The following is a 24528-nucleotide window of genomic DNA, read 5'->3' as shown; positions in this document are numbered from 1 at the left end:
AGCCCGATAGTGCACCGGACGAGCACCTGACCGACTTAAAACCCCTCCAGCTCCGCCATCAAATCACTCAACCGATCCACCGTCCCTGCACTGATCTCATTCGCCGCAAGCCCCTCGATATACCCCGCCAACGCCTCCACCGTGCTGCACTCGAACATCGCCCGCAACGGTACATCCCGCTGCAACGTCTTCTGCACCCGCGACGCAATCTGCGTGGCCAGCAACGAATGCCCACCCAACTCAAAGAAGTTGTCCTGCACACCCACCCGCTCAACCTTCAACACCTCAGCCCAAATCCCGGCCAACGTCTGCTCCAGCTCATTACGCGGCGCCAGATAATCCTGGCTGTGCAACTGGCCAATCTCCAGTTCCGGCAAAGCCTTGCGGTCCAGCTTGCCGTTGGCGTTCAACGGCAAACGATCCAGCCATAACCAATGCAGCGGCACCATATATTCCGGTAGCTCGGCCCTTAGGCGTTGCTTGATGCGGTCAAGGCGCTCGCCCGGATTCAACAGCGCATCCGCCGCCACCAGGTAGCCCACCAGGTGCTTGCCGTTGACGCCCTCTTGCACCCCAACCGCCGCATCCCGCACTTCAGGTTGTTCATGCAAACGCGCTTCGATTTCACCCAGCTCAATCCGGTAACCGCGAATCTTCACCTGATGGTCGATGCGCCCGACGTACTCCAACACGCCATCGCTGCGCCGACGCGCCAGGTCGCCGGTGCGATACAGCCGCTCCCCCGCCGCGCCAAATGGATTAGGCACAAACACCTGGGCCGTGCGCAGCGGATCGCTGACATAACCACGACCCACGCCAGTCCCCGCCACGCACAACTCGCCGACCGCACCTTGAGGCACCAACTCCAGCGCGCCATCCAGCAGGTACAAACGGTTGTTGTCGGTCGGCGTGCCAATCGGCAGGTAAGTGCCACGGGTCGACGCCAGGTCGACGCGGAAGAACGCCACGTCATCCGAACACTCCGCCGGGCCATACGCGTTGACCAGGCCAATATCCGGATAACGCAGCAACCACTGATGCGCCAACTCCGGCGGCATCGCCTCACCCGTCGGCAGCATCCAGCGCAAGCCGTCCAGGCTCATGCGTTCCTGAGCGAGCATGCCCTGGATCAGCGACGGTACGCTCTCCAGCACAGTAATGCCCTGGGCCTGGACATGCGCCAGCAAGCCTTGCGGATCATGGGCAATGGTGTTCGGCACAATATCCACCCGCGCCCCGAACAGCGGCGCAGCGAGGAATTGCCACACCGAGATATCGAAACTTTGCGAGGCCGTCTGGGCGATCACATCGTGCTCAGTCAGGTGCAGATACGGCACCTTGCTCAACTGGTTATTGAGCATGCCGCGCTGTTCCACCATCACACCCTTGGGCAAACCGGTGGAGCCCGAGGTGTAGATCACGTAGGCAAGGTTATCCGCCGCGCTGTAGATCCCCGGGTTTTCCTCGGAGCCAACCAGCGCCTCCCACACCAGCAACTTCGGCCGCGCGCCACAGGCGAACGCTTCCAGCAACAGATCCGCCTGCTCCCGACAAGCCTCGGTGCACACCAGCAATGGCGTGCGGCTCAGGTCGATGATTCGGCTCAAGCGTTGCGTCGGCAGCCCCGGATCCAGCGGTAAGTAACCGGCACCGGCCTTGAAGCTGCCGATGATCATCCCCAGCAAATCCAGATTACGTTCAGCCAGCAACGCCACCGGTTGATCCAGCCCGACACCGGCGCCAACCAGCGCATGGCCCAGGCGGTTACTGCGCCGGTTCAACTCGGCATAGCTCCATTGCTGATCCAGGCAACTGGCGGCGATGCGCTGCGGATGCTGCGCCACCTGGGCTTCGAACAGTTCGACGTAGCTGTGCTCCAGCGGATACGCATGCTCACTCTGGTTGCAGCCGTCCACCAGGAACTCACGTTCCTGCTTACCAATCAACGGCAAGTCGGCCATGTCGCCATGGAAGCCCTGCACCAGCGCCAGCAGCAAACGCTTGAATTCGCCGAGCATGCCTTGCACGGTGGTTTCATCGAAATAACGCTGATCGTAAGACAGGTGCAAGCCCAGGTCATCGCCCGGGTAGCACACGGCAGTCAGCGGAAAGTTGGTGTGGGTGCGACCGGAATCCGAGGTGGCGTTCAGGCTTTGCGCACGGTCCAGCACCGAGACTTCCACCGGAGCGTTTTCGAACACGAACAGGCTGTCGAACAGCGGCTGGCCCTTGGGCAGTTCGCTGTGTTCCTGGATGGTCACCAGCGGCAGGTATTCGTACTCGCGCAGTTGCATATTGCTGTCGAGCAGGCCGTTCAACCATTGGCGCACGCTGAACTTCTGATCGTCCTCAGGCAGCTTGACCCGCAACGCGATACTGTTGATAAACAGCCCGACGGTGCGCTGCATCTCTGGCATTTCCACCGGGCGCCCGGCCACGGTGACGCCGAACAGCACGTCGCGATCACCGCTCAAGCGCCGCAGCACCAGGGCCCACGCCGCCTGGGCGAAGGTGTTCACCGTCAGTTGATGCGCCTGGGCCAACTCGCGCAAGTGCGCACCGTCGCGCACATCAAGGCGGGTGTAGCAGTCGCCCACCACCATGCCGCCGCTGTGGCCAGCATGTTCGCGCAGGAACGGCCGGTCGCTCGGAATCGGCGTGGTGCGCTCAAAGCCTTGCAGGTTCTGCTGCCACCACTGGCGCGCTTCGGCGAGGTTCTGGCGCTGCAGCCAGGCGATGTAATCGCGATAACGCGGCGGCATCGCCAGTTGCGCATCGCGACCTTCGCCAAGGGCCATGTAGATGTCGAAGAAATCGTTCATCAACAGCGAGCGGCACCACGCATCAATCAAGATGTGGTGGTTGCTCATCATGAACCAGTAGCGGGCCTCACCCACGCGGATCAGCCGCAGGTGGAACGGTGCCTGGTTGAGCAGATCGAAGCCGGCTTCACGCTCGCTTTTGAGCAGCGCTTGCAGACGCGGTTCCTGTTCACTTTCAGGCTCGGCGCTCCAGTCGAGGTATTCGATCGGCGTACTGCCGGGCTTGTGGATAACCTGCAGCATGTCTTCGCCCACGTTCCAGCAGAACGAGGCACGCAAGGCTTCGTGACGGGCGATTACTGCCTGCCAGGCCTGGGCGAAACGCTCGGGGTCGAGGGCGCTGTTGATACGGTAGCGGTCCTGCATGTAATAGAGGCCGGTGCCCGGTTCCAGCAGGGTGTGCAGCAGCAGGCCTTCCTGCATCGGGGTCAGCGGGTACACGTCTTCAATCGCATTGGCCGGCACCGGCAGCGCGTCGAGTTGCCCCTGCGTGAGGTGCGCCAGCGGGAAGTCCGACGGTGTGAGGCCGCCCGCGTCGTCCTTGAGGCAATGCTCGATCAGGCTTTGCAGTTCCGCCAGGTAAGCGTCCGCCAGTTCTGCAATGGTCTGGCGGTCATGGCGCTCACGGCTGAAGGTCCAGCGCAGCACCAGTTCACCGCCGTACACCTGGCTGTCGACGCTCAACTCGTTGGGCAGCGGCGCGTCCGGGTCATGGGCAATACCGGCGAACTCGTCCAGCGGGTGGAACAGTGCGTCGGCGCCAAAGCTCTGGTCGAACTGGCCGAGGTAGTTGAAGGTGATGTTCGCCGTCGGCAGCGCGGCCATGGTCTGGCGGCACAGGTCGTCGGCCAGGTAGCGCAGCACGCCATAACCCAAACCCTTGTGGGGCACGCCGCGCAGTTGCTCCTTGATCGCCTTGATCGAGGCGCCCTGCCCGGCGGCGTCTTCGATGTGCAACGGGGTCAGGCGCAGCGGGTAGGCGCTGGTGAACCAGCCGACGCTGCGGGTCAGGTCGATCTCGTCGAACAAGGTTTCGCGGCCGTGGCCTTCGAGCTGGATCAGTGCCGATTCATGGCCGCTCCAGCGGCATAGCACACGGGCCAGGGCGGTCAGCAGCAAATCGTTGACCTGGGTGCGGTAAGCGCTTGGCGCCTGCTGCAATAGCTGGCGGGTACGCTCGGCGTCCAGGCGCACGCTGACGGTATCGGCGTCGCGGTTGCGCAGCGAGCCTTGCGGGCGGTCCACCGGCAATTCAACGGAGGGACCGGCCAACTGCTGCTGCCACACGTCCAGTTCTTCACGCAGGGACTCGCTGCCGGCGTAAGCCTGCAAACGGGCCGCCCAGTCGCGCAAGGCGCTGGTCTTGGCCGGCAGGCTGACGGGCTGGCCGTCGCTCAACTGGCGATACACGGTCTGCACATCTTCCAGCAACACACGCCACGAAACACCGTCCACCACCAAGTGATGGATCGCGATCAGCAGGCGCCGCTGGCCTTGCGGCCCGTCTACCAGCAGGGCGCGCAACAGCGGGCCATGGGCGAGGTTGAGGCTGCGCTGGGTGTCGCTGAACAGCGCGCTGCACTGCTCCATGTCCGGCACCTGGGCTTGCAAAAGCAGGCCGCCTTCCGGCACCGCCAAGTGTTCGGCGTGCCATTGGGCATCGCGCCGGGTGAAGCTCAGGCGCAGGGCATCGTGGTGTTCCAGCACCGCCAGCAGCGCCTGTTCCAGGCGATGGGGTTCGAGGGCCTGAGCCGGCTCCAGCAGCAGCGCCTGGTTCCAGTGTTGGCGCTCGGGGATGTCGGTGTCGAAGAACCAGTGCTGGATCGGTGTCAGCCCGGAAGCGCCGGTCAACACGCCTTGCTCGGCGATGACCTGTTCGGTGCGGGTCGCCACGGCGGCCAGGGTTCGCACGGTCTGGTGCTGGAACAAATCACGCGGGCTGAAATGAATCCCCGCCTGCCGTGCCCGGCTGACCACCTGGATCGACAGGATCGAGTCGCCGCCCAGCTCAAAGAAGTTATCGTCGAGGCCGACCTGTTGCACGTTCAACACCGCACACCAGATCGCCGCCAGGGTTTGCTCCAGCTCGTTGCGTGGCGCCACGTAATGCTGACGATTCGCCTCGGGATCCGGCTGCGGCAAGGCGCGGCGGTCGAGTTTGCCGTTGGCGGTCAGCGGCATGCTGTCCAGCACGATCAAGTGCGCGGGCACCATGTAGTCCGGCAGCTGGGCTTTCAGATGCGCCTTGAGGGATTCGCGCAACGCGCCCTGCTCTTCGTCGCTGACCAGATAGGCCACCAACTGTTTGCCGCTCGGCGAATCCTGCGCCAGCACAACCGCTTCACGCACCGCTTCGTGTTCCAGCAGGCGGGTTTCAATTTCCCCCAGCTCGATGCGGAAACCTCGAATCTTCACTTGGTGGTCAATACGGCCGAGGTATTCCACCAGGCCATCGGCACGCTGGCGCACCAGGTCGCCGGTGCGATACAGGCGACCGCCGTTCATGGCAAACGGATCCGCCACGAACCGCTCCGCCGTCATGCCCGGACGCTGGTGATACCCCTGGGCCAGGCCGGCACCGCCGACGTACAACTCGCCGGTCGCGCCTTGCGGCACCAGGGCCAAATCCGCATCCAGAATGTAGGCCACACGCGCGCCGATGATGCTGCCGATCGGCACGCTGCCGGCGCCCTCTTCCAATGTGTCCGGGGCCAGACTGGCCAGCGGCATCACCACGGTTTCAGTCGGGCCATAGGCGTTGAAAAACAGCGCCGGCTTGAACGCGGCGCGGATGCGCTGCAAGTGCTCGCCGGTCAAGGCTTCGCCGCCGGTGATGCACATGCGCACCGGTAAGGTCTGATTTTGCGTGGCCAGCCATTGCGCCAACTGGCTGCCGTAGCTCGGAGTGAAGCCGAGGATATTGATGCGATGCTGACGAATCAGCCCGCAGATTTCTTCCGCGTCCCATTGGCCCTGGGCACGCAAAACCACCTGGGCGCCGCTGAGCAGCGGCACCAACAGACGCTCGGTGGCGGCGTCGAAGTTGATGGAATAGAAGTGCAGCTCGCAGTCATCGGGGCGCATGCCGAAGCGTTCGATCACCGCCCGGCAATGCATGGCGATTTCACCGTGGCACACCACCACGCCCTTGGGCTTGCCGGTGGAGCCGGAGGTGTAGATCAGGTACGCCTGATGTTGCGGCAGGCTGATGAAAGGCACCTCACTGGCCGGGTAGCTGGCCAGGGTCGGCAGGTCATCTTCCAGGCACCAGCGGCCGACGCTGGCAGGCAGCTCGCCCAACGCCTCGAACATTGCAGCATCGCTGAGCAACAGGCCGATGCCACTGTCTTCAATCATGTAGTGCAAGCGGTCCAGCGGGTATTCCGGGTCCAGCGGCACATAGGCGCCGCCAGCCTTGAGGATCGCCAGCAGGCCGACGACCATTTCCAGCGAACGCGGCAGCGCCAGGCCGACCCGCACCTGAGGGCCCACGCCACGTTCACGCAGCATCCAGGCCAGGCGATTGGCGCGGCTGTCGAGTTCGCTGTAGCTCAAGGTCTGCCCGGCAAAGGTCAACGCCGGGGCATCGGGACGGGCCAGGGCCTGCTCGCTGAACAGGTGATGAATGCACTGATCGAGGCGATGCTCGCCCGCTTCAATGCCGAGGCTGTCTTGCAGGGAGCGCTGTTCGCCAGCCTCCAGCAACGGCAACTCACTCAGGCGTTGTTGCGGATCGGCCAGCAAGGCTTCCAGCAGGTTTTGCCAGTGCGCGGCCATACGGGCAATGCGCGGCTCGTCGAACAGATCAGTGCTGTAAGTCAGGCAGCAACCCAGGCGATGGTCGAGGTCGGTGACTTCCAGGTTGAGGTCGAACTTGGTGGCGCGGGCATCGTTGGCCAGGTACTCGACGGTCATCCCGGCCAGGGTGCGGCTCTGCTGGAATTCCCAGCGTTGCACGTTGCACATCACCTGGAACAGCGGGTTGTAAGCAGCACTGCGCGGTGGTTGCAGGGCTTCCACCAAGTGGTCGAACGGCAGGTCTTGATGGGACTGGCCTTCGATCACCGTGTGGCGAACCTGGTCGAACAATTCGCCGACGCTCATCTGACCGTTGAGCTGGCAACGCAGCACTTGGGTATTGAGGAATGCACCGATCAGCCCTTCACTCTCCGGGCGAATCCGGTTGGCCACTGGCGCCCCGATACGCAGGTCGGTCTGGCCGCTGTAGCGGTAGAGCAACACCGCGAGGGTGGCGGTCATGGTCATGAACAGGGTCAGGCCGCGCTCGGCGTTGAAGGCACGCACGCGGGCAGCGAGGTCATCGCTTAAATCGAAACGGTACAGCTCGCCCTGGTGGCTTTGCACCGGTGGCCGTGGGCGGTCGGCCGGCAACTCCAGCAGTGGATGTTCAGTGCCCAGTTGCGCGGTCCAGTAATCCAGTTGGCGCTGGCGTTCGCCGGATTCCAGCCACTGGCGTTGCCACACGCTGTAGTCGAGGTACTGCACCGGCAGCGGCGCCAGCGGCGATTCGCGGTCGTCGATAAAGGCTTCGTACAGTGCGCTGAGTTCACGGGCAAAGATGTCCATGGCCCAGCCTTCAGTGACGATATGGTGCAGGGTCAGCACCAGGTAATGTTCCTGCTCACCGGCCTTGACCAGGCAGGCGCGCAGCAGCGGGCCGGTTTCCAGATTGAAAGGTGTATGGGCTTCGTGGTCGGCCAGTTGCTGTACGCGCCGTTGGCGCTCGGCTTCATTGAACGCCGAGAAATCCTGCCAATCCATGCGCACGCCGGTTTGCGCCGCGACCTTCTGCTGCGCCACGCCGTTGATGCTCGGGAAGGTGGTGCGCAGGGTTTCGTGACGCATGATCAAGGCCTGCAACGCCGCCTCGAAACGCCCCACGTCCAGCACCCCGCGCAGCCGCGCCATGCCGCCGACGTTATACGCCGGGCTGTCGGGCTCCATCTGCCAGAGGAACCACATGCGCTGCTGGGAATAGGACAGCGGCACCGGTTGGCTGCGGTCGACTTTGCCGATGGCCAACTGTTGGTTGCGCTGGCCCGAGGCTTGGATCAGGCGGACTTGCTCGGCGAAATCGCCCAGCTCGCTGGCTTCGAACAGCGTGCGCAACGGCAGCTCGACGTCGCAGGCCTGACGGGTGCGGGAGATGATTTGCGTGGCCAGCAACGAATGGCCGCCGAGGGCGAAGAAGTCGTCCCGCAGACCGATGCGTGGCAGGGCCAAGACTTCGCGCCAGATCGCGGCGATTTGCTGCTCCAGCGGTGTTTGCGGTTCGACGTGCTCACGCACCTGCCACACCGGTTCCGGCAAGGCGCGGCGATCCAGTTTGCCGCTGGGGCTCAGGGGCATTGTGTCCAGGCGCATCAATTGCGCGGGCACCATGTACTCCGGCAGCTCGGCGACCAGGGCGGCTTTTACGTCGTGTTCATCCAGCGGTTCGCTGGTGGTGTAGTAACCGATCAACTGCTCACCGCCAGCGGTTTCGCGCACCAGCACCACCGCTTGGGCGATACCATCGAGGGCCAACAGGCGGGCTTCGATTTCTTCCGGTTCTACACGGAAGCCACGCAACTTCACCTGCTGATCCAGGCGTCCGAGATATTCCAGCACACCGTCGGTGCTCCAGCGCACGCGGTCACCGGTGCGATACAGGCGTGCGCCCGCCTCGCCCAACGGGTCGGCGACAAACCGTTCAGCGGTCAGCCCGGCACGCCCGAAGTAACCGCGGGCCAGGCCGATGCCGCCGATGCACAACTCACCCGGTACACCGGCCGGCAGCGGGTTGAACTGATCGTCCAAGACTCGACAAATCACATTGCCCAGTGGCCGGCCAATCGGCGAACGCTCGCCGTCATCCGCCTGGCAATGCCAGTGCGTCACGTTGATCGCGGTTTCGGTCGGGCCATACCGGTTGTGCAACTGCACCGCCGGCAACTGCGCCAACACCCGGTTACGTAGCTCGGCGGGCAGCGCTTCACCGCCAGAGAACAGGCGACGCAGGCTGGTGCATTCAGCGGCCAACGGTTCATCGACAAACAGCTGCAACAGCGGCGGCACAAAGTGCAGCGTGGTCACGCCGTGTTCCTGCACCAGCTGGGCAATACGATGCGGGTCACGATGCTCGCCGGGGCCGGCCAGTACCAGGCGGCAACCGGTGATCAGCGGCCAGAAACACTCCCACACCGACACGTCGAAACTGATGGGCGCCTTTTGCATCAGCACATCGGTTTCATCCAGTTGGTAGGTAGCTTGCATCCACTGCAAACGCTCGGCCAGCGCGGCATGGGTGTTGCCCACGCCCTTGGGCTGGCCGGTGGAGCCGGAGGTGTAGATCACGTAGGCGAGGTTGTCGCCATTCAAGTGCAGGCCCGGTGCGTGGGTCGGCCAGCTTTCCAGATTGAGGCTGTCCATGGCGATGACGCAGACGCCTTCAGCCGCAGGCAATTGTTCCAGCAGCGAAGTCTGGGTCAGCAGCAGTTGCACGCCGCTGTCCTTGAGCATGTAGGCCAGGCGTTCGGCGGGGTAGTCCGGGTCCAGCGGCACGTAGGCACCGCCGGCCTTGATGATCGCCAGCAGGCCGATCAGCAGTTGCGGCGAACGCTCGGCGGCGATGGCCACGCACACGTCCGGGCCCACGCCCTTGTCGCGCAGGTAGTGGGCCAGGCGGTTGGCCTGGGTGTGCAACTGCGCAAAGGTCAGGCTGCCGTCCTGCCACACCAGTGCGGTGCGTTCCGAGACCTGTTGGTTGAGTTGTTCCGGCAGCCAGTGCTGCGCCGCCGTGCACGGCGCTGCGCTCCATTGGTGTTGTTGGGTGTGTTCATCGGCGTGCAGCAAGTTCAAATCGCCGATGGCTTGTTGCGGCTGTTCGCAGACGGCTTGCAGCAGGTTGATGAAGTGCTCGGCCAGTCGCTCGATGGTGGCGACGTCGAACAGCTCATCGGCGTAGTCGAAGGACAGGCTCAGGCGCCCATTGCGGTCTTCTTCGCTGTGCAGTTGCAGGTCGAACTTGGCTTCGCGGCTGTGCCATGCCAGCTCGTCGGCGAGCAGGCCCGGCAGGCGGCGCAAGGCGCTGAGGTCGCGTTGCTGGTGGTTGAACATCACCTGGAACAGGCCTTGCTCCCGGGCTTGCGGGAAGGCTTCCAGCAGTTGCTCAAACGGCAGGTCTTGATGGGCCTGGGCGCCAAGGGCAGTGTTGCGGGTAGCCGTCAGCAATTCGCTGAAGGGCAGGCGCGCGTCCAGCTCTGCACGTAGCACCTGGGTATTGATGAAGAAGCCGATCAGGCCTTGGGTTTCCTGGCGCGGACGGTTGGCGTTGGGCACGCCGATGCGGATATCGCGCTGGCCGCTGTAGCGATAAAGCAGGCTCTGGAACGCCGCGAGCAACAGCATGAACGGGGTGGACTCGTGGGCTTGGGCGGTCTTGCGAATGGCTTCGCCGAGGTTCGCGCTTACGCGTACGCTGTGACGGGAAGCACTGCGTATGTGATGTGCCGAGCGCGGGTGATCGGTGGCCAGGCTCAGGGTTGGGTGTTCGTCGCCAAGCTGTGCTTTCCAGTAAGCCAGTTGCCGCTGGCCCTCGCCTTCGGCCAGCCACTGGCGCTGCCAACTGCCGTAGTCGGCGTATTGCAGGGCCAGCGCCGGCAGCTCCAGGGTTTGGCCCTGGGAGGCGGCGGCGTACAAGCGGGAGAATTCGTCGATCAACACGGTGAGCGACCAACCGTCCGCGATGATGTGGTGCATCGTCACCAGCAACTGGTGATCTTCGTCATCCAGGCGCACCAGCGTCACCCACAGCAGCGGGCCCTTCTCCAGGTCGAACTGGGTGCGGGCTTCGTCTTCGCGGATCTGGTTCGCGCGGGCTTCACGCTCGGCGGCAGGCAGGTCGCCGAGGTCGATGACTTGCAGGTCGAAATCAACCTTGGGGTCGACCCGCTGGAAGCCTTGGCCATCGCGTTCAAAGAAGCGCGTACGCAGGGCTTCGTGGCGTTGGATCAGTTGCTGGAAGCTTGAGCGCACCGCATCTTCAGCCAGCTCGCCGCGCAAACGCAGGGCGCCGGGAATGGTGTAGGCGCTGCTGTGCGGATCGAGTTGCCAGTTGATCCACAGGCGGTTTTGCGCGAGGGATTGCGGCAGGTCTTCCTGGCGCGACAGGGCATGGATCGCGCCTTGGGCAACGCCGCCGTCCTGCTGCAATTGCGCAACACTGGTAGCGAAGGCGGCCAGGGTTGGCGCTTCGAACAACAGGCGCAGGTTCAGCTCCAGGCCGAGGGTTTCCCGCAGGCGAGCGACCACCTGGGTGGCGCTGATGGAGTTGCCGCCCAGCAGGAAGAAGTGATCATCAGCGGCGACCTGCGCCACCTGCAATTGCTCGCACCAGATCGCGGCAATCCGGCTTTGCAGTTCGGATTCCAGCGCCGCGTCGCCGACCTGCGCTTGCACGCCCGGGAACTGTGCATAACTGTCGAGACTGCCATCCGCCAAGCGTGTACGGCACGCCGAACGCTGCACCTTGCCGCTGGAGGTTTTCGGCAAGCCGCCGGGGTTGAGCAACACCACCACGCTCGGTGCTTCCTGGCAGGCTTCGGCCACCGCTTGGCGAATCGCCTTGATCAGCGCTTCGGGCGGCAGGACTTTCTGCACGCTGCGGCTGATTTCGGCGGCGATGCCGATGCCTTCCAGGCCCTGGTCATTCACCGCAAACGCCGCGACCCGACCCTTGCGCACCACTTCCACTTCGCGCTCGATGGCTTGTTCAATGTCTTGGGGATAGAGGTTGTGGCCCCGCACGATCAGCAGGTCTTTCAGGCGGCCGGTGATGAATACTTCACCTTCGCGGATAAACCCCAGGTCGCCGGTACGCAGCCAAGTCCGGCCTTCGTGTTGGACAAAGGTCTTGGCGGTGGCTTCAGGATTGCGCCAATAACCGTGGGCGATGCTCGGGCCGGTGGCCCAGATTTCACCGGCGGCATTGTCTGGGAGCGTCGCCAGGGTGGCGGGCTCGGCAATCAGCACTGCATGTTCAGGCTGGCTGGTGCCGCAACTCATGATCGCCGCGCCCTGCCCAGGCTCGGCGCGGTTGGCGGCCAGGGCCTGTTCGTCCAGGCGCAGCGCCGGGATGCCGTGGCCACGGGTGCCGCCGGCAACGAACAAGGTGGCCTCGGCCAACCCGTAGGAGGCGAAGAAATTATTCGAGGTAAAACCGCACGCGGCAAACTTCTCGGCGAAGCGTTCGAGGGTGTCGAGGCGAATCGGTTCGGAGCCGGAATACGCCACGCGCCACTTGCTCAGGTCCAGGCGATCCAACGCCGATTCACTGACCCGTTCGCTGCACAAACGATAGGCAAAATCCGGCCCGCCGCTGATGGTGCCGCCGTATTCGCTGATCGCTTCCAGCCAGCGCAATGGCCGGCCGAGGAAGTACGCCGGCGACATCAGCACGCACGGCACACCACTGAAGATCGGTTGCAGCAGGCCGCCGATCAGGCCCATGTCGTGGTACAGCGGCAACCAGCTGACGATCACGTCGTCGGGGTTCAGGTCGATGCCAAAGCCCCGGCGGATCAGCAGCTCGTTGGCCACCAGGTTGCCGTGGGTAACTTGCACGCCCTTGGGTAACGCAGTGGAGCCGGAGGTGTATTGCAGGAAGGCAATGTCATCGTCTTCCAGGTTCGGGGCCATCCAGTCGGTGGCGATGTTGGCACTCAGTTGGTCAACGCACAGCAACTGTGGCGCGCCTTCCAGCTGCGCCAGCGAATCGCCGAGGCTGGCGGTGGTCAGCAGCAACCGGGGCTCGGCGTCTGCGATGATCGACAGCAGCCGCTCCTGATGATGACGGCGGGCGGACTCCGGCGGATACGCCGGCACCGCGATGACACCGGCGTACAGGCAACCAAAGAACGCCGCGACATAATCCGGCCCGCTGGGGAACAACAGCACCGCGCGGTCGCCCAGGTCGGCGTTGGCCTGCAAGGCGGCGGCGATGGTGCGGGCGCGCAGGTCGAGGTCACGGTAACTGAGGAGAACACTCTGCTCGGCCGTCTCGGCGAGAAAGCGTAACGCCAGTTGATCCGGGGTTTGCGCGGCGCGGCGTTGAAGGGACTGGACCAGGGTGCGGGGAAGTTCGAAGGCGTCCATCATGGGGTTCCTGCCTGAAATCGGCTTACTGGGAAATCGGGGAATGTGTGGCCAGGTGGCTTGTTCAGCCGATCGCCCGGGCCATCTGCCGCGCCGCGCCATTGCGCCAGCGGGCCAGGTGTTCGTCGGCGTAACGCCGCACACAGCGCAGTACAGAACTCTCGTGCTGCACCAGGAAGAAGTGGTGACCGTCGAACATGTCGAGGGAAAAACCGCTGGCGGTGTCTTGTTGCCAGTCCAGCAGTTGATCGGCGCGCACGCTGTCTTGCTTGCCGCCAAATACGTGGATCGGCAGGGTCAGGGGCTCGCGCTCGCCGTACTCGAAACTGCCGCACAGGAGGAAGTCGGCCCGCAGAATCGGCAGCATCAACTGCATCAGTTCGGCGTTGGCCAGCACGTCTTCGCCCGTGCCTTTGAGTTCACGCAGGCGGGCGATCAGTTGCTCGTCGTTTTTCTCGACGGCGTATTCGCTCACATCGCGACAGGCCGGGCCGGCGGTGCCCGAGGCGAACAGCGCCAGTGGTTGCGGTACACCGCGTTCACGCAGGGCATGGGCCAACTCGAACGCCAGCAGGCCGCCGAGGCTGTGGCCGAACAAGGCGTAGGGGCCGTCCAGCTCGGCGCTGATCTCATCGGCCAGTTGCCCGGCCAATGCCTTGATGTCGCGCTGCAAGGGCTCGTCCATGCGCATGCCGCGCCCCGGCAGTTCCAGCGGCCGCACCTGCAACCACTCGGGCAGCGCCCGCCGCCAGCGGCTGTAGACCATGGCACTGGCGCCGGAATAAGGCAGGCAAAACAGGCGTAATCGAGCCGGTGTGTTCATTTCAGACCACCCCTCTGCTCACACGATAAAAACCCATTTTGTCTTCCTCCAGGTGCTGATCCTTGGCCGGTTTGTTAACTGGCCTTTCACCCATGAGAACGGATGGCACCTGGAAATAATTAGTCAGCAGACGCGGTTCACCTCTCTCGATAATGCATAAGATTAGTTCGTCTTCTCATTTGACAATCATTATCATTAAGCATAATTTGTTGCCCGATGTGTAGGAGGCCTCAGCAAGGACGCCCTCCCCCAACCTTCTCTTGCAACAAGGTGACTTCCATGACGGAACAAGTATCCACAGGCAGGTGCGACTCACCCCTCCTCCAGGCCTTTGTCGATAATCGGCTGATCCTGGTCAAGATCGCAGCGCGTATTACCGGCTGTCGTTCCCGCGCCGAAGATGTGGTGCAAGACGCCTACTTCCGGTTGCAATCGGCACCGACCATTACGTCGTCGTTCAAGGCACAGCTCAGTTACCTGTTCCAGATCGTGCGTAATCTGGCGATTGATCACTACCGCAAGCAGGCGCTGGAGTTGAAGTACTCCGGCACTGAAGAGGAAGGCTTGAATGTGGTTATTCACGGGGCTTCACCTGAGACTTCGCACATCAATTTCTCCACCCTGGAAAACATCGCGGATGCGTTGACCGAGCTGCCTCAGCGCACGCGGTATGCGTTTGAGATGTACCGGTTGCATGGGGTGCCGCAGAAGGATATTGCCAAGGAGCTGGGGGTTTCGCCGACGCTCGTGAACTTTATGATTCGGGATGCGTTGGTGCATTGTCGGAAGGTTTCCGGGACCCATAGCGACACGTTTGCGCGGCGGGTTTGATTGGCTCTGCTGTTGAGTACATATCCGTTATTTGGATGATGGCTTCGATTGGTTCCGCTCTTACAGCGGCTCACTTTTGAAAAGCGCAAAAGTAAGCAAAACGCTCTTGCCCCACCACTCGGCACCTCGCTTGGGCTCGGTGTGCCCTCTCTCCGGTAGTACGAAGCGGGCCGCCGCGACGGGGCGTCCCTGCCCCGTCGCGGCTAAACCGGCGTCCTGCCGGTTTACCCGCTCCGTACTACCTGCGTTCGGCCAGCGTGGTTTAACGGGGCGCCTAAGATCAAGATCAAAAGCAAAGCACAGCGGCCTACCGGCCGGCTTGAGTGGTGTAGAGCAACGGCAAAATCAAAAACAAAAGCGGGCACGGTCCAAATGTGGGAGCGGGCTTGCTCGCGAAGGTCGTTAACGATGACGTTGGCATCCTGAATGAACGCGCTGTTCTCGGGTTTTTCGCGAGCAAGCCCGCTCCCACATAAAAGCAGCTCTGCTTTCGCTCTCGCTCTGGCCCTTGACCTTGACCTTGCTTCTAACACTCAAGCCGGCCGGTAGGCCGCTGTGTTCTTGATCTGCTGTTGATCTTGATCTGACTGCCCCATTCAGCCCGAGGCCGAACGCAGGTATTGCGGAGCGGGTAAACCGGCAGGACGCCGGTTTAGCCGCGACGGGCCAGGGACGGGCCGTCGCGGCGGCCCGCTTCGCGATGCCGGAGTGAGGGCACGCCGAGCCTAGGCGAGGTGCCGACAGGCGGGGCAGAGCGTTTTGGTTACTTTTGACTGGGCCGGCATTCCGGCTTTTCAAAAGTGACCCGCTGTAAGAGCGGAACCATAAGCAGCCGTTACCGCAGCAACGGATATGTACTCGGTCAAACCAACCCACACCGCTCAAAAAACCGCTCCCGCCCCAGAATCATCAACGCCGCCCGCTTATGCGGAAAATCAAACTCCTTCTCACAGTGGAAACACTGATTCTGCATATACCCAATCATCTTCCCATTATCCGCCCGAGGCTCAGCCACCACACGCTGCGTACGCGGATCATCAAGAAACAGGTAATGCACCAACGCCGATAGCCAACTCGCTACCTTATGCGGCCCCCGGTGATGCTCTTCCCCTACCAACATATGAATCCCGCGATCGTAATCCCCCGCATCATAAAACGGCGCAATCCGATCCTCCTTCGCCCAATACGCCTCGAAATAAGCAAACGGCTCATCGTCAAAACAGCCCATCAACGTCAACGCATGGGGATCCGCTTCCAGCTTGTCCAAATACTCCCGATGCTGCTCCAGGCTGCCACTTTCCTGCCAGAAATTCGCCACCCGCGTACTGTTCTGCCAACGATTAAACCGCGCCAGATCAACATCAATCTCCACCGTGCGCAGTGAAATCCACGCCCCCAACCGCGCATCAAACCGCCGATAAACCTCACCCCGCGGCTTCGGCGCACGGGCAGGATGACGCTTGCCGCCACTGATGATCATCTGCTGCGGATAGCTACCACTGAGGGACTGCCCCAACCAAGGTTGCGGCAATTGCCAAAACAACGTGCGCTCACAATAAAACTGCCCGGCAACCTCAGTCGCCACCAGCAGCCCACTGCGCAACGCATCATCCGGCGCATGCTCAAGGCGCCAAACCAGACGCTGACGCCCAGGCTCTTTGGCAAACAACCAGTAACAGGCCGCCCACAACGCACGGGCAGCCGGCACACTGCCGGGCTCCTGCAAATGCACCTGCAGCTCATCGACCCGCTCAAGGCGCAAGCGAATCAGCGGCTGACCCTCAAGCGTGAGGCTCAGCCGGCTGTCAGTTTCATCAGCATTCAGGGCAGGCCCCGCCGGCAATGGCAGGGCAGACAGGTCATTCAGATTGGACATGGGATGGGCTCACGAATCGTCGACAGTTCAACAAGTGACGTGAGCCAAGGGCAAAAATTTAGACGATCAGGGCACCGGCATCACATCGATGCGGTAAGGCTCGAAGATCTTCAGCAACTGGCCATTGTCCCGCAACTGCTTGAGCAGCCCGGCGAACGCCGGCCCCGTGATCGGCGCCTTGGGCCGCAGCAATGCGTAGTGGTGGTACACCTGATCAATTCGCTCGGACACCAGGAACTGCCCCGCCGTATCGGCGTTGCGCACCAGAAAGTCACTGAGGTAGGAGCGCGTCACCAGGGCGATGTCGGCACGGCCCCGGGCGACCATCAGCAGGTTGCTGTCGTGGGAATAGGTCAACGTGGCGTTGAAGTGCTCCGCCATGTATTTGGGGTCGGGGTTGAAGTTGGCGAACGCGTAGTGATAGCCGCTGAACACCGCCAGGCGCTTGCCGGCCAGGTCAGTGAAATAGGATTGATCGCGACCGGGTTCCTGCTGGGCAACGAAGATTTCCGCGTCCTCAAGGCCCATGTCGACTGCGGTGTGGGGAATATCCTGCCAACCCCATTTCGGGTTTTCGAAGATCGCCATGTCGACCCGGCCTTGCTGGAAGTCGCGAAAACGCCGGGGAATCGAGGTGGGCACCAGCACAAACTGGTAGTCGGTTTGCAGCGCGTTCAAGGCTTCTACCAGTTGCGGCAGCAAACCGGTGTCGGCGCCCTGCTCCGGGCGCACGGTGTACGGAGGAAAATGCGCAGCACCGATCCTCACCAATTGAGCGGCCGAAACCGGCATCAGCCACAGTGCGCCAAGCGCCAAAATTGAGAGTCCTGCAGCCAATCGCCAAGGCGAAAACATCAAGGCACACACCGTCGAAAACTTTGATCCCGCTAAGCTAGGCGTTTTTGTCTATCGAGACAACTTTCTGCCACACAATTAATAGCTTGCGCGAACGGGCTAGTCAGCTTTCAAAACCATCAGCAAGGCTTCATCGGCCAATTGCTCCAGGGTCATGCTGCCCTGGGCACGAAACCAGGTGGTGGTCCAGGACAAGGCGCCGGTCAAAAAACGCCGGGTGATAAACACGTCGCCCTTGATATAACCCGCCTCCTTGGCTTCCCCCAGCACCTGCAACCAGATGTCTTCGTACACGTCGCGCAAGGCCAGCACTTGGGCCTGGCCCTCGGCCGACAGTGAGCGCCATTCGTACACCAGCACCGCCATGGCCTCGCCGCTGCCGCCCATGATCGACTGCAATTCGCAGCGAATCAGCGCCAGCACGCGTTCGCGCACGTTGTTCGCCTCGGCCAGGGAAGCGCGCATCAGGGCCGTGTTGTAGTGGATGGTTTCCTCCATCACCGCCCGCAGGATTTCGTCCTTGCTCTTGAAGTGATGAAAGATGCTGCCGGACTGGATCCCCACCGCGCCGGCCAGGTCGCGCACGGTGGTGCGCTCAAAACCCTTGTTGCGAAACAGGTGGGCCGCGGTTTGCAGCAGCTTGCCACGGGCACTGTCGGGGTCGGTCAGTTGCCCGGCGTCTACCATGGTGTGCATCACCCGCAGGGCTTTTTGCTCATCCATGCTGCTCTCCTTAACTTCTGGTTACGTCTTGGGCGGCAATTTAGGCCGTGGCAGCCAACCAAGCAAGCGCTTGGGACAAAGTTGTGACCAGAGTTTACAAACCAAGCGCTTGCTTGGTAGTCTCAGCCCAGCCATTCAGAGAAGGACTTCTCATGAACAAGACGGTACGCATCGGCTGCGCCAGCGCCTTCTGGGGTGACACCTGCACCGCCGCTGCGCAGTTGGTACAAGGCGGCGCGCTGGATTACCTGGTGTTCGACTACCTGGCGGAAGTCACCATGTCGATCCTCGCCGGGGCACGGATGAAGGATCCCCAGACCGGCTATGCCACGGATTTCGTCGACGTGCTGACGCCGCTGCTGGCCGATATCCAGCGCCAGGGCATCCGCGTGATCAGCAATGCAGGCGGGATCAACCCCCAAGCCTGCGCTGCCGCGTTGCAGGCCGCCTGCGACCAGGCTCAAATCCCCTTGAAAATCGCCGTGCTACTGGGAGACGACCTGCAACCGCAGTTCAAGCAACTGCGCGGCATCACCGACATGTTCAGCGGCGAGCCTCTGCCACCAATGTGCGTATCCACCAACGCCTACCTCGGCGCGCCCGGCATTGTGCAGGCGCTGAAGCTGGGCGCCGATATCGTCATCACTGGCCGCGTGGTCGACAGCGCGGTGGTCAGCGCGGCACTGGTGCATGAGTTCGACTGGTCCTGGCAGGATTACGACCGCCTGGCCCAGGCGGCATTGGCCGGGCATATCATCGAATGTGGCGCCCAGTGCACCGGCGGTAATTTCACCGATTGGCGCGAGGTGCCGGACTACGAACACATCGGCTTCCCGATTGTGGAGGTCAGCGACGACGGCCAATTCACCGTCAGTAAAGTCGACGGCACCGGCGGGCTGATCAGCGAGCTGAGCGTCGCCGAACAACTGCTGTATGAAATCGGCGACCCGCGCGCCTACCTGTTGCCTGACGTGATCTGCGACTTCAGCCAGGTAAAACTGCAGCAACAAGGCAAAAACCGCGTGCACCTGCACGGCGCCAAAGGCCTGCCGCCCACCGATCAATACAAGGTCAGCGCCACGTACCCCGATGGTTTTCGCTGCACCGCCAGTTGCCTGATCGCGGGGATCGACGCGGTGGCCAAGGCCGAACGGGTCAGCCAGGCGATCATCAACAAGACGTCTGAGCTGTTCCGCCTGCGCGGTTGGGCCCCCTACACCGACGTCAACATCGAACTGCTGGGCAGCGAAGCCACCTACGGCCCCCACGCCCAACGCCAGGACAGCCGCGAAGTGGTGGTGAAACTGGCGGTGCGTCACCCCAGCAAACAAGCGCTGGTGCTGTTCGCTCGGGAGATTGCCCAAGCGGCCACCGGCATGGCGCCGGGGCTCACCGGCATCGTCGGTGGGCGGCCGACGGTGTATCCGCTGATTCGGCTGTTTTCATTCCTGATCGACAAAAACGCCTGTGAATTGCAGGTCGGCTTTCTTGGTGAGCGGCATGCCTGCGAGTTGCCGGTGGCCGAGCCGCTGAACACTTCGATCGCATTGATCGACCCGCCCCAACCCCAAGGCCGAGCCGACGCCAACGTGCCGTTGGTCAAGCTGGCCGTGGCCCGCTCCGGCGACAAGGGCAACCACAGCAACATCGGCGTGATCGCCCGCGAGCCCGAATACCTGCCGTGGATCGCCGAAGCACTAACGCCCGAAGTAATCGTTGACTGGATGAGCCACGTGCTCGACCCGATTCACGGCCGCGTCGAGCGCTGGTATTTGCCCGGCAGCCACAGCCTGAACTTCCTGCTGGAAAACGCCCTGGGCGGCGGCGGGATTGCCAGCCTGCGCATCGACCCCCAAGGCAAGGCCTTCGCCCAGCAACTGCTGGAAATCCCGATTGCCGTGCCGCAACACATTGCCGATCAATTCACTTAAAGGACCCACGCCGTGGCCTTCGACTCGATCTTCAAAGCCGACTTGTTCCAGGGGCAAACCATCATCGTTACCGGCGGCGGCAGTGGCATTGGCCGCTGCACCGCCCACGAGCTGGCGGCCCTCGGCGCCCACGTGATCCTGGTGGGCCGCAAGCCGGAAAAACTGCAAACGGTCGCGGCGGAAATTAGTGATGACGGCGGCCGCGCCAGCTGGCAGGCCTGCGATATCCGGGATGAAGAGGCGGTCAAGGCGCTGGTCAGTCAGATCCTCCAGGAGCACGGCCCGGTTCATGGCCTGGTGAACAACGCCGGCGGCCAATATCCCTCGCCGCTCGCGTCGATCAACCAGAAGGGTTTTGAAACCGTGTTGCGCACCAACCTGGTGGGCGGTTTCCTGATGGCCCGGGAAGTGTTCAACCAGTGCATGAGCAAACACGGCGGGTCCATCGTCAACATGCTCGCCGACATGTGGGGCGGCATGCCCGGCATGGGCCACTCCGGCGCGGCGCGTTCGGGCATGGACAACTTCACCAAGACCGCCGCCTTCGAATGGGGTTACGCCGGGGTGCGGGTCAACGCCGTGGCGCCGGGCTGGATTGCGTCCAGTGGCATGGACACCTACGAAGGCGCGTTCAAGGCGGTAATTCCAACTTTGCGCGAGCATGTACCGCTGAAACGCATCGGCACCGAATCGGAAGTCAGCGCGGCGATTGTATTTTTGCTCAGCCCCGCCGCCGCGTTCGTCAGCGGCAGCACCTTGCGCATCGACGGTGCTGCCAGCCTTGGCAGCCGCGCCTGGCCGCTGCACAAGGCGCAACCGCCGAGTGCGTCCTTTAATGGTTTCCACCGGGCTTACTTGCCGGATGTGCTCAAGGAGGAAAAATAAGCCATGCCGGTGATCGACTCGCAACTCGACGCCCACAGCCCGCCATTCGCGCAGAACCGCGAAGCGATGCTCACAGGCGTCAATCAACTGCGCCAGCTGGAGCAAAACCTGCTGAGCAAGGCCGCTGAAGCCAAGGCCAAGTTCAACAAGCGTGGGCAGTTGCTGCCACGCGAACGCCTCAATTTATTGCTCGACCCCGGCGCGCCGTTCCTCGAACTGGCGAGCCTGGCCGGCTACAAGCTGCATGATGACAAGGACGGCAGCGCCGCTGGCGGCGGGTTGATCGCCGGCATCGGTTACGTCAGCGGCGTGCGCATGCTGGTGGTGGCCAACAACAGCGCGATCAAGGGCGGGACCATTTCCCCCTCGGGCCTGAAAAAATCCCTGCGCCTGCAGCAGATCGCCATGGAGAACAAATTGCCGGTGGTGACGCTGGCGGAAAGCGGCGGCGCCAACCTCAACTACGCCGCCGAGATTTTCGTCGAAGGCGCACGCAGCTTCGCCAACCAGGCACGAATGTCGGCCATGGGTTTGCCGCAGATTACTGTGGTGCATGGCTCGGCCACGGCGGGCGGTGCTTATCAGCCGGGGCTTTCGGATTACGTGGTGGTGGTACGCGGCAAGGCCAAGCTGTTTTTGGCCGGCCCGCCGCTGCTCAAGGCCGCCACGGGCGAAGTCGCCACCGATGAAGAATTGGGCGGCGCCGAGATGCATGCGCAAACCGCTGGCACCGCTGAATACCTGGCCGAGAACGATGCTGACGGTGTGCGCATCGTGCGCGAGATCGTCAGCCTGTTGCCGTGGGATGACCGCTTGCCGCCTTTGCAAAAGCGCGCGTATGCCGAGCCGCTGTACCCGATTGAAGAGCTGTTGGGGCTGATCCCCGACGATCCGAAAAAGCCCTACGACGTGCGCGAAATCCTGGCGCGGTTAGCAGACGGTTCCAACTTCCTCGAATTCAAGGGCGAGTTCGACCCGCACACCGTCTGCGGCCACCTGCATATCCAGGGCCGCGCTTGCGGTTTTATCGGCAACAACGGGCCGATCACGCCGAAGGGCGCCAGCAAGGCCGCGCAATTTATCCAGCTGTGCGACCAGAGCCAGACGCCGCTGCTGTTCTTCCACAACACCACCGGCTTCATGGTGGGCACCGAATCGGAACAGCAAGGCGTGATCAAGCATGGCGCGAAGATGATCCAGGCGGTGGCCAATGCCCGGGTGCCGAAACTGACCATCGTCGTCGGCGGCTCCTACGGCGCAGGCAACTACGCGATGTGCGGCCGTGGCCTCGACCCGCGTTTTATCTTCGCCTGGCCCAACAGCCGCACCGCCGTGATGGGCGGCGCCCAGGCGGGCAAGGTGCTGCGGATCGTCACCGAAGCCAAGCAATTGAAAGACGGCCTGGTGCCTGATCCCAAGGTGCTCGACATGCTCGAACAGGTCACCGCACAGAAACTCGACAGCCAGTCCACCGCGCTCTACGGCAGCGCGAATCTGTGGGACGACGGGCTGATTGATCCACGGGATACACGGACCTTGCTGGGGTTCCTGCTGGACATCTGCCATGAGGCCGAGGTGCGGCAGCTACAGCCCAACAGCTTTGGTGTGGCGCGGTTTTGATCGTTCCCACGCTCTGCGTGGGAATGCAGCCTGGGACGCTTCGCGTCCCCATAGGGAGAACAATAAAAATGATCTTCACCCAGGAACACGAAGCACTGCGCCGCACCGTCCGGGGCTTTGTCGAGCGCGAGATCAACCCTCACGTCGATGAATGGGAAAAAGCCGGGCGTTTTCCAATCCACGAGATCTTCCGCAAGGCTGGCGACCTCGGTTTGCTGGGCATCTCCAAGCCGGAGAAATTCGGCGGCATGGGCCTCGACTACAGCTATTCCATCGTCGCCGCCGAAGAGTTCGGCACCATCCGTTGCGGCGGCATCCCGATGTCCATCGGCGTGCAAACCGACATGTGCACCCCGGCCCTGGCGCGCTTCGGCTCCGATGAACTGCGCGACGAGTTCCTGCGCCCGGCCATCAGCGGCGAGCAGGTGGGCTGTATCGGCGTCTCGGAAACCGGCGCTGGCTCCGACGTGGCCGGGCTGAAAACCCACGCCCGCAAGGACGGCACCGACTATGTGATCAACGGCAGCAAGATGTGGATCACCAACTCCCCCAGTGCCGACTTCATTTGCCTGCTGGCCAACACCTCGGACGACAAGCCGCACATCAACAAGTCGCTGATCATGCTGCCAATGAACACGCCGGGCGTCAGCGTCAGCCCGCCGCTGGAAAAGCTGGGCATGCACAGCTCGGAAACGGCCCAGGTGTTTTTCGATGACGTGCGCATCCCCCAGCGCAATCGCATCGGCCATGAAGGCGCGGGGTTCATGATGCAGATGCTGCAGTTCCAGGAAGAGCGGCTGTTTGGTGCGGCCAATATGGTCAAGGGCCTGGAGTACTGCATCGACAGCACCATCGAGTACTGCAAGGAGCGCAAGACCTTCGGCAAGGCGTTGATCGACAACCAGGTGATCCACTTTCGCCTGGCCGAGCTGTCCACCGAAATCGAGTGCCTGCGGGCGCTGGTGTACCAGGCCACCGAGCAGTACATCAAGGGCCAGGACGTGACGCGCCTGGCCTCGATGGCCAAGCTCAAGGCCGGGCGCCTGGGGCGGGAAGTCAGCGACAGTTGCCTGCAATATTGGGGGGGCATGGGATTCATGTGGGACAACCCGGTGGCCCGGGCTTATCGCGATGTGCGGCTGGTGTCGATTGGCGGTGGGGCGGACGAGATCATGCTGGGGATCATCTGCAAACTGATGGGCACCTTGCCGGGGAATAAGTCGTGAATACGTTGTTGCTGGAGCCGCATAACGGGGTGTTGCATGTGACGCTCAATCGGCCGCAAAGCCGTAATGCCATGAGCCTTGAGATGGTGACCGAGTTGCGCTCTGTGCTGGCCGATGTGGCTGGGGATAAAGGCGTGCGGGCGTTGGTCATCAGTGGCGCGGGCGGGCATTTTTCGGCGGGCGGGGATGTGAAGGATATGGCTCGCGCGGGCGCCACGGGTGGGTTGCAGGCGTTGAATCGGGCGTTTGGCAGCCTGTTGCAGGAGGTTGAGGCACTGCCGCAGGTGGTGATTGTGGTGCTTCAGGGAGCGGTGTTGGGGGGTGGGTTTGGGTTGGTGTGTGTCAGTGATGTGGCGATTGCGGATCATCAGGCGCAGTTTGGTTTGCCGGAGACGAGCCTTGGGTTGTTGCCGGCGCAGATTGCGCCGTTTGTGGTGAAGCGCATTGGGTTGACTCAGGCGCGGCGGTTGGCTTTGACGGCGGCGCGGTTTGATGGGGTTGAGGCGCAGCGGTTGGGGTTGGTGCATTTTGTGGAGCACGATTCGCAGGCGTTGGCGGAGCGGGTGGATGAGGTGTTGGGGCAGGTTTTGCGGTGTGCGCCGGGGGCTAATGCGCGGACCAAGGCGCTGGTGTTGGCCAGTGCTGAGCAGGCTTTGGGGCCGTTGTTGGATCAGGCTGCAGAATGGTTTGCCGAGGCGGTTTGTGGGGAGGAAGGGATTGAGGGGACTCAGGCTTTTGTGCAGAAGCGCAAGCCTCGGTGGGCGCGATGAATCGGGGGTAT

General features: G+C 62.7%; 11 protein-coding genes. 6 read left to right on the top strand and 5 right to left on the bottom strand.

What is annotated here, in order from left to right:
• Nucleotides 1–35 precede the first annotated feature (35 nt).
• Both CEC48_RS19050 and CEC48_RS19045 read right to left on the bottom strand, forming a co-directional pair.
• Nucleotides 36–12980: a non-ribosomal peptide synthetase gene (locus CEC48_RS19050; protein WP_088425145.1), complete on the bottom strand. Its 12945-nt coding sequence runs from the start codon at nt 12978–12980 to the stop codon at nt 36–38.
• Nucleotides 12981–13041: 61 nt separating this feature from the next.
• A complete protein-coding gene (locus CEC48_RS19045) occupies nt 13042–13800 on the bottom strand; it encodes a thioesterase II family protein (RefSeq protein ID WP_088425144.1) in 759 nt (252 codons plus the stop codon).
• Between the two features lie 279 nt (nt 13801–14079).
• Here CEC48_RS19045 and CEC48_RS19040 point away from each other — a divergent pair, with 279 nt between their 5' ends.
• Complete coding sequence (locus CEC48_RS19040) at nt 14080–14631, top strand: RNA polymerase factor sigma-70 (RefSeq protein WP_076953019.1); 552 nt, start codon at nt 14080–14082, stop codon at nt 14629–14631.
• Between the two features lie 862 nt (nt 14632–15493).
• Here the strand turns inward: CEC48_RS19040 and CEC48_RS19035 are convergent.
• From CEC48_RS19035 to CEC48_RS19025, 3 genes are all read right to left on the bottom strand, one after another.
• Nucleotides 15494–16507 (bottom strand): GNAT family N-acetyltransferase, encoded by a 1014-nt coding sequence (locus CEC48_RS19035; RefSeq protein WP_088425143.1) that lies wholly within the window; start codon nt 16505–16507, stop codon nt 15494–15496.
• 66 nt (nt 16508–16573) lie between these two features.
• Nucleotides 16574–17362, bottom strand: coding sequence for an ABC transporter substrate-binding protein (locus CEC48_RS19030; protein ID WP_088425142.1), 789 nt, complete (start codon nt 17360–17362; stop codon nt 16574–16576).
• A gap of 99 nt (nt 17363–17461) precedes the next feature.
• The gene (locus CEC48_RS19025) at nt 17462–18085 is read right to left on the bottom strand and encodes a TetR/AcrR family transcriptional regulator (protein ID WP_088425141.1); all 624 of its coding nucleotides are present in this window, start codon (nt 18083–18085) and stop codon (nt 17462–17464) included.
• A gap of 152 nt (nt 18086–18237) precedes the next feature.
• Between CEC48_RS19025 and CEC48_RS19020 the strand changes: the two genes are divergently transcribed.
• The 5 genes from CEC48_RS19020 (at nt 18238) to CEC48_RS19000 (ending at nt 24517) form a co-directional block, all read left to right on the top strand.
• Complete coding sequence (locus tag CEC48_RS19020; protein WP_088425140.1) at nt 18238–20016, top strand: acyclic terpene utilization AtuA family protein; 1779 nt, start codon at nt 18238–18240, stop codon at nt 20014–20016.
• Nucleotides 20017–20028: 12 nt separating this feature from the next.
• On the top strand, nt 20029–20901 hold the full coding sequence (locus CEC48_RS19015) for an SDR family oxidoreductase (protein ID WP_088425139.1): 873 nt from the start codon (nt 20029–20031) through the stop codon (nt 20899–20901).
• A 3-nt stretch (nt 20902–20904) separates the two neighbouring features.
• Nucleotides 20905–22521 (top strand): geranyl-CoA carboxylase subunit beta, encoded by a 1617-nt coding sequence (atuC, locus tag CEC48_RS19010; RefSeq protein WP_088425138.1) that lies wholly within the window; start codon nt 20905–20907, stop codon nt 22519–22521.
• 68 nt (nt 22522–22589) lie between these two features.
• Nucleotides 22590–23747, top strand: coding sequence for a citronellyl-CoA dehydrogenase (gene atuD / locus CEC48_RS19005; RefSeq protein ID WP_088425137.1), 1158 nt, complete (start codon nt 22590–22592; stop codon nt 23745–23747).
• Nucleotides 23744–24517, top strand: coding sequence for an enoyl-CoA hydratase/isomerase family protein (locus CEC48_RS19000; protein WP_088425136.1), 774 nt, complete (start codon nt 23744–23746; stop codon nt 24515–24517). The genes atuD and CEC48_RS19000 overlap by 4 nt, the downstream gene beginning before the upstream one ends.
• Nucleotides 24518–24528: the final 11 nt, after the last annotated feature.

Source organism: Pseudomonas sp. K2I15 (assembly GCF_002204795.1).
Taxonomy (GTDB): Bacteria; Pseudomonadota; Gammaproteobacteria; order Pseudomonadales; family Pseudomonadaceae; genus Aquipseudomonas.
This window is presented reverse-complemented; position numbering and strand designations above follow the sequence as displayed.